The organism is Paludibacter sp. 221 (assembly GCF_010501035.1).
GTDB lineage: Bacteria > Bacteroidota > Bacteroidia > Bacteroidales > Paludibacteraceae > QVMH01.
The window spans coordinates 20,997-32,354 of the sequence record NZ_QVMH01000022.1; the positions used below are offsets into that span (position 1 = coordinate 20,997).

An 11,358-nucleotide genomic window follows, 5' to 3' on the forward strand; every position below is an offset into this window, starting at 1 on the left:
GTATTTATATAAATCATGATTTTAATTACATGAATCCCGCATTAGGATTTCCTCCCTCGAGCCTAATCCAAAGCTCTTTCAATACCCGGTTGACTACCTGCCCCGTTGCACTTTTGTTTAATGTATACGAAATAATCATAAGATTATCACCTACAAATTCGTAGGTTAACTCATTGTCAACACCATTGTGCATGGGGTTTGTATACGATTTTGCAATAGATTCCACATATCTGCCTTTTCCCGAAACATGGTAGGTGCCATACGCCGTTATAGACGATGCCCGTTCGGGATTCATTACATTAGCTTTTCCAAAATCGGTGTTGGGGATGACATAAAAATGATTGAAAGACATAAAAAGATTGTTGAAATTACCGTCAGAACTCAACACTTTAAAAAACGGCAGCCGTTTGTCTGATAATACAGCAACGGGGTCCATGTTTTCGGACACAGTACCACACATTTGCCATACGCCAACAAGTTTAGGATCGGTTTTCCTTACATTTTTCACCGAAGAACAGCTTGCGCATAGCAACGTGAACAGTAATAAAAAAATAAGTGATTTGTTTTTCATATTATTAAAAATAAGTGTTTCTCCTTAGAATTCAAAATTAATCATCTGTGGAATTTATTCCACAGATGATTTCGTTAACTACACAACATTTAGTTAGTCATTCTTTTTCAACATACCCGTTATTTTAAACTAAATAAACATCAAGCAAGAAAACTAACTTTTTTTTAGAAATCCATTTTTACAGTTTATATTCCTTTACATTGTTATCATTTATCTCATGTATATTGGCATGCTTGGGCTTCGGCAATTTCATTGCTTTTATTTCTTTCAGCAATGCGTCAATCTGTGCCTGAGTAACCTCAAATTGCCGGCGGCTGTAATCATCAATTACAGTATTGACAGGAGTAAGGAAACCCCATTTTTTGAAAAAATCAGTTAAATCCAGATTAGATGCTTCGCAAGCAAACTTCACAAACTGAAGCTGACATTCACCTTCAGTTTTAGGGTCGGGAGTTACACGTACCTTTTCATGAATATCTTTATAAAAATCGTCATTGCCCAGCACGTCGTGCACATACAATTTCAACTGCCAGAAAGGTACAAGCTTACAAAACACATCGTCAGCCTGATTGTGCGGAATACCTTTTTCCACTATTGTTTGCAATGCCTTATTGTATCGGTTTCCATAATCACGCATTTTCTCGCCCATCAGGCGCGAGGGGTTACCAAAAGACGTTTGAATATACAGGGAGTAGATATTGTTAGTAACCTCTGTCATCCCCTGCCATTTAAGCCCCGGACGGGTTTGGTTACAATGCCCTACCTCGTGGGCAGGCCCCCATATAGCAGTGGTGGTGAAGCGGTCGACATTGCATAACTCTTTCAACGTACCCTGATGATATGCCGTACGGTACGATGTAGCATACATATAAGCATTACCATATACGGTGTGGAAATACATTCTGTTTTTAAACTGCTTGTTATACTTATTAAGCCCCATAAAATCCTGCTCCATTTCGACCATACGGTCGTAAGCATTGATAAGCGCCAAGCCGTCAGTAGTATATTTTCTGAAATCCTCAGTATTAAACGTAAGGTGCGACGATTTTCCTAAAACATCAAAATACTTATCTGTAGCATTATCTATCAGTCGTTTCCAGTCCTGAGCCGAGTGTTTCCTACTATCGAAATAGCCATTTACCGAGCCCGAAGCAATATGTATATTCACAGGCTGTTCGGTTCCTGTTTCGGTAAGATAAGTAAGATAAGCCAAACCGTCATCATCTACCGTAAAGATATTCACACCATCCACCAAACCATACGATTTTCCGCCAAAGCCCTTATCCAGATTTTGCACCAAAATTGAGATGCTCTGACCGTTCAGATTATCGGCAAATACTACGAGTTCTTCTCCCTGCTTCACCGAAATTCCTGTAGGATTATCGCGCAGGCTATAAGGATTTGTCTTATTTGCCTTTGCCATAATATCCGGATGCTGGTACGGTTTATAGCTTGCAATCCGGAACTCAGAGCTGTAGTTACCTTTCAACATATCAAGAGCCAGCTTTCGGATAGAAAGGTTAGGGATTTTTCGAATGTCTTTCTCTGTAATTCCGGTTTTAAGTGCAGAACACAACTTATCGGCAAAAACAGTACTCAAGTCGAATGAGTTAGCCGGATAGTTTCTGAAAAACTCCATTTCGGCACAACTTACGAATCCGATAGTATTATCGCCAACACCTGATTTTACAACAAACTCGATGCTAACAGGATTAACCAATGGCTCAGGAAAAGTAATGCGTCCGGGCGAACTGCTTCCTTTAAAATCAAAATCGCCTAACTTTGTCCTTTTCTGTGTTTTAGTAGTGTACCAAACTTCAAACTCTTTAATAAGCCCGTTAGTAGCATCTTGCCGTGGGTTGCATACAAGGTAATCAATCTGGTCGGTATTATCGAAATTATAACGCAAAGTGACAGGAAACTTTGTATTGCTCCAACTTGAATGATAAATCGTATTAATATCGTTATCAAATGAATTTTCAATACCTTCTCCTCTCTGATAATTGCTTGCATATCCGCTTGATGGGGTTATTTTTTCTGGATTTGCCTTGTAAAATTCCATCTCGGCAACTCCAACAGTGTTATTCGTTGCCGACTTAATGATAAACTCAATCTTAGATACTTTTTGGAGGGAAACAGGAAATGTTATTCGCGAAAAATCAGCCGTTTCGTTCAGTTTCAAATCATTAAACTTTGTCCTGTTACCATCTTGCAGGGTATACCAAAGTTCTAATTCAGTTATTTTTCCGGCATTATCCTGAAGCGAAGGAGCTATATATTGGATATAATCAATTTTTTCAGTACCCGAAAAATTATAAGTCAAAGTTACAGGCAACGATGATTGTCCCGACAGATAATAAGTATTCTCTTTTCCGTCGAACGATTTTTTCAAATCATGCTTTTTCTCTGCTGAACTTGCCGAAGCACTTTTGGGAGTAACTTTAAAATCGACAGGAAAAGTCAACCTCTGTGAAAAAACAGAAAGGCTAAAAATAGCAATCAGTAAAAAAATGACATTAAACTTTTTATTTATCATTGGTATTAGTTTTTTATATAATATCGTAAATAACTTTCTTTTTTGCAGCCCAACTCTCCGAATTCATTGCAATGGAGCGAAAAACTCCACTTTTCCACACTTCGGACAAGTGTATAAATCAAACGACTCTCTATTTACAAACATTTCTCCGATAGCACCCAAAACTCCACTCCGCGCACCTTCGTGAAACTTATAGTTACCGGAAAAAATCATCGGTACATTACAACGGAGGCAATCCAACTCCCGGTCTCCGTCCAGCGAATCTTTTATATCTAAAACCTTATTTTCAGTAAAACTGTAATTGCAGTTCCAGCAAAGCTGAAAACCCGGCTCAACTTCAGCCCCGCAATTAGGACACTTTTTCATGTGTTTGCAATTAGTGGCAAAAATCAAGAATCAAGCCAAAAGGCTTTTTTAATCATTTTTCCTTTGTGTACGGCTAAATTCTTTTGTCTCTTGGATATATATTTATTTGGTTTACAGAGTGACTTCGGTGTCACTCTGTAAAACCGGGTTTTTTATTAATACTTAAACCCTACTTTCTTAGCTATGTCCGAAGCACTGCTTACCGGAATCAATGTGAATCCCCAGTTGTACTCCTGATTTGCAAAGATGCTGTATTGTGGCAGAGCTTTTGCGCCCCAGCTATTATAGCCTGCAACGCCATATTGCTTCATATCCACACACACTTCTACATAATCGCGTGCTACGATATCGGCCTCATGCGTTTGCTTACGCATGCTGTTTTTAGCCTTATCGTAATTGCGGTTTTCAATTTCTTTTTGTGAGAAATTGCGCCATTGATATTCTGCATCAGAGTTCTCGCAGTCAAAATCTTCCACCGAGTTGCGCAAAGCGTTAAATCCTATCGTATTATCGGCTAACACAAGTAAGCCTTTTCCTTTTTTATCGCCCAGAGCTACCCAACGGGTATCGGTATGGTGGCCGTTTTCTTGCGGACGTACATAAGGATAATACAAATCATCGGCGGTTGATTTATACAACCCAACTAATGTACCTTTATTTCTGTCCACATAGTTTTCTTCCGGTCCACGGCCTAAGTACTGAACGTTGTTCAACGAAACAGGCAGACGGAAACGCACACCAATACGTGGCACTTCAAGTTTAGCCGTTTCTTTTCTTCTCTCCTGCATACCCACACCGCGCGAGCCTTCTACTGTAAACTCTTTCGCTTCGGCCGAAAGTTCAGCATATTGTTCTTTCGCATCTGTAGCCGATGTAAATCTGATTGCAGCATTTACTATACCACTTGGGTATATTTTATAAGTAACAATATAGAAATTGCCTGCTGCCAACTGATAATTGAGTGTAACAACAGCGTTTTTACCTTTCATTGCGGCAGTAGCCTTAGCTACATTAAAGTCTTTGCTCGACTCTTTCCATATCTGTAAGCGTTTTGGAGCTCCGTTGCCATAGTCGTTATCGGTAGGGCCACGCCAGAAGTTTGGCTGAATACCAAATTCTTCGGTAAAGTATTCAAATCCATCCACTTTGTACGAAGTTACCACACCTTTTGCCTTATCGAACACGAAATTCACTTTCGACGATGAAACAGAAATAGTACTGTCCGACTCTTTTATCGACAGTTCGGGAGCTTTTCCATCCACATACGTTTTTTTAGTTGCTGTTACAGGCAACACAAATTGCTCGTAAGCTACCACATGACCCTGTGGTACAAGAGGTGCAACTTTCTTAGTAGATACTTCGAAATTCAAGAAATACTCAACACCCGGTTTTGCCGACAAATCCGTTACCGGAATCGAAACAAGTTCACTTTTTTGTGGCTCTATATTCAAATTCAGATTTCCTTGCTTTACAAGTTTATCATTCTCAAAAATCTTATATTTAACTGCATATTCCGACAAGTTAGTGAAGTAAAAACGGTTAGTTACCTTCACTTCGCCACTACCTAAATCCACAGCTTCGAAAGCTACATTTTGATGCGCATATTTTACCTCTGCCATAGCAGGATGCGGATTTTGGTCAGGGTTAACAATACCATCTGCCACAAAGTTACCATCCGATGGCTGGTCTTTTCCAAAATCGCCGCCATAAGCCCATATTACCTTACCGTCTTTAGAATATTTTACAGCATGGTCAATCCATTCCCATATATATCCTCCTTGCAGGTTGGGGTATTTATAAATAGCTTCCCATTGGTCCCACAAGTTACCGCTTGAGTTACCCATTGCGTGCGAATATTCAGATGGTACGATAGGAATAGGGCGGTCGCCTCCTTTTTTTCCTAAATCCTCAAGGCGCGCTGCACTCGGATATTGTGGCACATACATATCGGTATTCCACTCCCACAACGAACGTTCGTAACAAACCGGACGCTTCATCAAGAGATGGTCGGCCTCTTTCACATAAAGATAACCCACTGCAAAGTTGCAACCGTTGCCCGCTTCATTTCCCAACGACCATATCGTAACCGAAGGGTAATTCTTATTGCGCTCAAACATAGCTGTGAAACGCGACATGTGGCTTTTCAGATAATCGGGATTGTTTCCTAATGTACCGCGACCACCGTTTTCATGTCCTACCGTTCCTTCGCGCATATCAAAGAATGTTGTATAATACATTCCGTGAGATTCCACATTAGCCTCGTCATACACATAAAGCCCGAATACATCACACATTTCGTAGAATTTACGGTCTTGCGGATAATGGCTTAAGCGCACCGAATTGATATTATTAAGTCTCATCAATTCAAAATTACGCTGATGCTGCTCTGTAGTCAGGTAATGTCCATCTTCTACAGTTTCGTGAATGTTAGTACCTTTCAGTTTTATTGGTTGCCCGTTTACATACAACAGGTTCAATTTTCTCTTATAGCCATCTTCGGGAGCTACATATTCAGACCTTTTTATTTCAATCCGTCTGAATCCTACTCTGAAAGGCACAACTTCGGTTACATTACCCCCATCCTCTACACTCATCAACAAGGTGTATAAATTAGGCGATTCCGAAGTCCATGTTGCCACATTATTTATAGTATAATTAAATGTAGCTGTCGATTTATCATCAGCTTTCACTGCTACAGTTTCAGTTCCCGAAGTTACTACTCCTCCTTTCGCGTCTCTCAATTCATATTTCACTGTAAGGTTTTTAGCTGCCGCAGATGTATTTTTCACATCCATTGCCAACTGGAAAACACCATTTTTGTAAGTGTCGTCCAAATTTGAAATAACCCTGAAATCCTGAATAGCGGCTTTAGGCTGCGACCAAATGAAAACATCACGCTCGATACCGCTCATGCGCATAAAGTCCTGACATTCGAGCCACGAACCTGTGCTCCAACGGAATATCTTCAACGTCAGAACGTTTTTACCTGCCTTCACATAAGGATTGATAAGAAACTCAGCCGGGTCTTTTGAGTCTTCGCTATACCCAACTTCCTGACCATTGATGTAAACATAAACTCCGGATTTAGCTCCGGCCAAATGAAGAAAAATATCGCGTTCCAACCAGTCGGACGGAATTTCAATATCGCGGCGGTAAACCCCAACAGGATTTTCCTCAGGCAAAACCGGAGGTACCGGCTTAGCAGGGGAAAACTCGTAAGGCTGGTTTACATAATAAGCCTCACCAAAGCCTTGCAATTCCCAGTTTCCGGGCACTTTAATATCATGCCAGCTATCTGTATTTACATTTGGGTCGGTTATGTTCGAAGGGAGCGATTTATATCCATCAACGAAATAAAATTTCCACGTACCGTTCAACAGATAATAATACGGGCTTTTTGTATAATCGAAAGATGGCGTTTCAAGTGCCTGCAAAGCTGCCGATTGATTAGTATAACTCATAAAAGTTGTACGAGGAGCTTGTTTATTCACGTCTACAACCTGCACATCTTGCCAATAAGGTAGTGCTTCATTTGCTGTAGCGTTAGAGAAAACGACTAAAAACAGCAACAATGAAAAAACACTCTTAAGTTTATTTTCCATGGAATTTTTAATTTATTATATAGTTTTACAAATGATTAAATTCAACAGCAAGCACAAAGACCCATACAAAAGCTAAAACAGGCTTCTACATAAGTTTTCTTCGCTATTTCAAGGATACCAAAAAGATGGATTCTGTTTAAAGATTTCTCCTTCATCCAATGATTTTCTTACGGTGTTTGAGCATTTTATTACGGCGTTTCAAAAAAACCAACCGAAGGCTCAAGCCTGTTTATCGCTATATCTCAGATAGATGAGACACAAAGATACAGTTTCTTTATCGTTCGAAACAGAAAACTGCAGAGCAACAGAGCAAAACATGAAGATAGACATTGTTGTGTTTTTCTCCTAACAGCTCCGAATGGCTATAATGTTTTGTATCAAAAAAAAACTTAACTTTACCAAACTGTTCCGAATTTCAAATTAAATTGAAAAACAGCACATTGGCTTCTTAAACGTTTTCTTAAAAAAATGTATCCTTAAGTAAGTAATATTTATAAATAAATATTACTTACCGAAAAACAACTATTAACTTTACAAGTTGAAACCAATTTAAAAGCACCATGAAAAAACACATTTTACCATTGTTGTTCCTGTTTCTATCGGCAGCATGGCTAAATGCCCAGACAAAACCCAAACTGAGTAGCAGCACCAATGAGTTTTGGTATTATATTCAGTTTTGCAAGGGCGGCGCCGTAATACAGGATATGGGAAACAATACCAACTTACTTACCAAGAAAAAAGTTGACGGACAAGCCTCGCAACTTTGGAAACTTACCGGCACGCATGACAATTATGTACTTGTGAGCAAGCAAGGACGAACGATGAACTATTCGTCCAACCGTTTTCAGGCAAGCACCGGTTCGTCGGTCAAGTTTGCTCTGGTTTCTACAACAAACACAAGTTTTGCACCGGCTTGGGAGTTGAAACGCGTGGGACAAACACAGTGTATGAACCAATACGGCGGTGCCGGAGTGGATGCAGAATTAGGTCAATGGACTGCCGGCGATGGCAACAACCCTCTGATTTTTATACCCGAAGACCCATCCCGCGAATTATTTCCTGAAATTAGCAGCGGTACAAACCACGTCTGGTATTACATCCAATTCAAAAAAGGCGACGCAGTACTCCAAGATATGGGAGACGGCGAGAATCTGAAAACCAAAATACCTCGCAAACACGATTCACAACTGTGGAAAGTAAGCTATTCGGGCGATAATTATATCATCGAAAGCAAACTGGGAAACAAAATAATATATTCTGATGGATTTTATAAAACAAGTTCCACAGGCAGCACATTATTTCAAGTCCGCTCAACCACAAACAAAAATTACCCCACAGCTTTTGAATTGCAGCGTACCGGTACCGAAAAGTGTATGAATCAATGGGAAAAAGCAGGATTTGAACGTCAGTTGGGCGAATGGCTTTCTGGCGACAATAGCAACACATTGCAGTTTGTAAACATAGATGAAATGGCTAAAACAGACGATTTTCAAAATACAAACGATGTATTTATAGATTACACAGGCTGTTCCAAAATAATAAAACTGAATTTACCCAAGTGTACACACATTGGCAAAAATGCTTTTGCAGCCTGCACTGTATTGGGAAATCTGACCTTTTCTTATTGCACCCCTCCCGTATACGGCAAAAACGCATTTTACTCGCCGCAAGACATCAATATCGAGATTGAAAACCAAGACAACGACATTGTTTCAAAATGGCGCGACATAGCCGAGTGGGATGCCTTTAAATGGAAATCCACATCGAGTATCAACGAGGTAGAGACACAAGGATGGATAATCAGCGTTTTAGGAAATCGTCTGATTATTTCAGGACTTATGCCCGGAAGCGAAATCCGAATTTTCTCCGTATCAGGAACGCAACAATATTTTTCGTCCACTCAAGACGGCACGCTGGATATTGTGCTCCCAACCGGGTTCTATATTGTGAATCAATATAACAAAAGCCAAAAAATTTTCATAACCAAATAAATAAAAACCATGAAACACATGAAGCAATATATACTTCTTGTTTTACTGATATGCACACAGGCTATAGTGGCACAAAAGGCACAGAGTGTAACAATCGAAGCCGGTAAACTAAGCGAAAGCGTAAAGAATAGCGAACAGATTATCACACTGAAAGTATCCGGATTTATGGATGCACGTGATTTTTTCTTTCTAAGAGACAATTGCCCGAATTTGGCGAATCTGGACATTAAAAACGTAACAATATTGAAGTATGGCGATTATCCGGCCGGCAGAATTCCGGATTTTGCACTTTCGCGCAGAACCAACACTGAAAATTGGCTGGAAATGCGGTTGAATGGAACTATTGCGCCAACAAGCAGTTTCTCGGTTACAAAAAAACTGTTCCTTTTAGATAAGAAAACCAATTTATCGACAGCTAAACTAAGCGCAACTATCCCCGAAGGAGCAAGTATTTCGCCCGATCCTTCGAAGGTAACCATTTCCGATGGCGCAAAAATTAATTTCAAGGTTACTTCCGAAAATGGAGAAACCGTAACATACCAGTACACTTTTTATTTAGACAACTTTTTTACGATGATTGTAGGTGCCGATTCTGAAATTGATATGCGCAACAACAGTGTGAGTGCGCTACAAGAATATACAAAAAAAATTATCAATCTTCACAATTACTCGTACAGTTATTCCGACTACAGTTTTATCAAACCAAAGACTTCGCTTTTCATTATGGCAGGCGATATGGATAGCGACAGGGGCGGACAATTGTCTACTTTCGACAATGTGTTCAAACAAGTTACTGATGCCGGTATTCCGATGATTACCATTTATGGCAACCACGACTGGGATCCGGAGTATTGGGGCAATGACGGCAACGACGAGGGTTACACATATACCGGCTGGCAAAGCAACGAGCGCACATGGAATGTAGTGAATACATACATCGAACGAAGCAAGAATTTAGGTGTAAGCGATGTACACGTATTTTATTCGGGACATGACGAGGTATATCCTTTTGTTTTCAAATTTAAAAACGTACGTTTTTACATGGGACAAAATTATTGGTTTCAGCCACCTTATTACGTTCCAAATCCTATTGCATTTTGGGAAAGCAGAGAGTTTTATTCTCCCGACGATAACATCATTATTCCGCTAACCAACAAAATAAACTCGGAATGGAAAAACGATGCTGCTGTGTGGGTACAACACTACCCTCTCAATTGCGCCGACAAATGGTGGCTCAACGAGAATGGCGGCGGATATTCATTAAGCAAACATGCACGCGGTAAATGGAATACTGCTGCAAAACGCCGCGAAAAAACAAAAGAAATGATTCGCGCCACTAAAAACCCGCAATTTTTTGCCGGTCACAATCATAGCGAAGCTATTTACACACACACGCATACTGATGGAACTTCGTTTAAAGAATACATAGCCGGATATTATCCTACCGGACGAGTTTTCATGGTACTACTGCGCGAAGGAATTGGCGTTGTAGAAGTAAAACCAATACAGTTATAAAGCATTAGAGTATGGGAAGGCAGGACTACTGAATACCGCTTTCAGGCATAGTGTAATTTTTTGGGGTGATAATACAAGAAAAGATGCGCTTTAAATAATACAGGGGACTGAATGTCAAAAAAAAGTCAAAAAAACGACAAAACACCCTCGTTACAGCATATTGTAGCGAGGGTATTTTTTATTAAATCGGAACTTTTTGAACACCCTTAAACATATCCAAACATTATAATTCTGAGATACACCGTACACTTAAGCCGCTCGCACGGTGGTTCAGGTACGCAGGGTACACGCTACTACCATTGAAGTGCAGGTTGAGCGAGGTATAACTGTAAACGCTACCACTCCAGTAGTGGCCGTTAGAACCTACGTTATAGAGCTCGCCAGTACCGTGGCTGCGGTAGCCGGCGGCGGGCAAAAATAATGTAGTAGTCTCGCCGTCGGGTTTAATCTCGTAACCGTTTGTTCCACCTGTAGAATACCAAGACCAAGTGTTAGCTACAGCAGTAGCTTTAGCACCGGGAGCTGAACCGCCACGAAAGATATCACTCCATTCGCCCTGAGCAGGAACGCGCCAACCGGCAGGACATGGGTCGTAAGTACCATTTTTTTGGTTACGCCAGTTAAGGTCAGCAGTAGGAACTTTTGTTACATCAATCCAGTTGTAAGGATAAGAAGGAGCTTTAATAAAGGAACCGGAAATATCGGCAGGAAGTGTAGCATCATTGTTAGTAGACAATGTAGTGGTTGCAGCACTGGTACGCTTCTCGTGACCGTCAG

General features: G+C 40.4%; 7 protein-coding genes. 2 read left to right on the plus strand and 5 right to left on the minus strand.

Annotated features, from left to right (window positions below):
* Positions 1-25 precede the first annotated feature (25 nt).
* From D0T49_RS06585 to D0T49_RS06600, 4 genes are all read right to left on the minus strand, one after another.
* A complete protein-coding gene (locus D0T49_RS06585) occupies positions 26-571 on the minus strand; it encodes a DUF4488 domain-containing protein (protein ID WP_163629807.1) in 546 nt (181 codons plus the stop codon).
* 178 nt (positions 572-749) lie between these two features.
* Entirely contained in the window at positions 750-3,107 is a 2,358-nt protein-coding gene (locus D0T49_RS06590) for a M60 family metallopeptidase (RefSeq protein ID WP_163629808.1), read from the minus strand.
* A 63-nt stretch (positions 3,108-3,170) separates the two neighbouring features.
* Positions 3,171-3,473: a hypothetical protein gene (locus D0T49_RS06595; protein WP_163629809.1), complete on the minus strand. Its 303-nt coding sequence runs from the start codon at positions 3,471-3,473 to the stop codon at positions 3,171-3,173.
* A gap of 155 nt (positions 3,474-3,628) precedes the next feature.
* The gene (locus D0T49_RS06600) at positions 3,629-7,075 is read right to left on the minus strand and encodes a glycoside hydrolase family 2 TIM barrel-domain containing protein (RefSeq protein WP_163629810.1); all 3,447 of its coding nucleotides are present in this window, start codon (positions 7,073-7,075) and stop codon (positions 3,629-3,631) included.
* Between the two features lie 560 nt (positions 7,076-7,635).
* Between D0T49_RS06600 and D0T49_RS06605 the strand changes: the two genes are divergently transcribed.
* Both D0T49_RS06605 and D0T49_RS06610 read left to right on the plus strand, forming a co-directional pair.
* Entirely contained in the window at positions 7,636-9,066 is a 1,431-nt protein-coding gene (locus D0T49_RS06605) for a hypothetical protein (RefSeq protein ID WP_163629811.1), read from the plus strand.
* Between the two features lie 18 nt (positions 9,067-9,084).
* Positions 9,085-10,581 carry a hypothetical protein gene (locus D0T49_RS06610; RefSeq protein ID WP_163629812.1) on the plus strand — a complete coding sequence of 499 codons (1,497 nt, stop codon included), beginning with the start codon at positions 9,085-9,087 and terminating at the stop codon, positions 10,579-10,581.
* Positions 10,582-10,804: 223 nt separating this feature from the next.
* Here D0T49_RS06610 and D0T49_RS06615 read toward each other — a convergent pair.
* Positions 10,805-11,358: FISUMP domain-containing protein (locus D0T49_RS06615; RefSeq protein WP_304623083.1), on the minus strand; the 554-nt coding region annotated here is incomplete at its 5' end.

Bases quoted from the DNA above. Each gene is read 5' to 3' on its own strand.
- D0T49_RS06585 (WP_163629807.1), bottom strand. From the start codon at position 571: ATGAAAAACAAATCACTTATTTTTTTATTACTGTTCACGTTGCTATGC.
- D0T49_RS06590 (WP_163629808.1), bottom strand. From the start codon at position 3,107: ATGATAAATAAAAAGTTTAATGTCATTTTTTTACTGATTGCTATTTTT.
- D0T49_RS06595 (WP_163629809.1), bottom strand. From the start codon at position 3,473: ATGAAAAAGTGTCCTAATTGCGGGGCTGAAGTTGAGCCGGGTTTTCAG.
- D0T49_RS06600 (WP_163629810.1), bottom strand. From the start codon at position 7,075: ATGGAAAATAAACTTAAGAGTGTTTTTTCATTGTTGCTGTTTTTAGTC.
- D0T49_RS06605 (WP_163629811.1), top strand. From the start codon at position 7,636: ATGAAAAAACACATTTTACCATTGTTGTTCCTGTTTCTATCGGCAGCA.
- D0T49_RS06610 (WP_163629812.1), top strand. From the start codon at position 9,085: ATGAAGCAATATATACTTCTTGTTTTACTGATATGCACACAGGCTATA.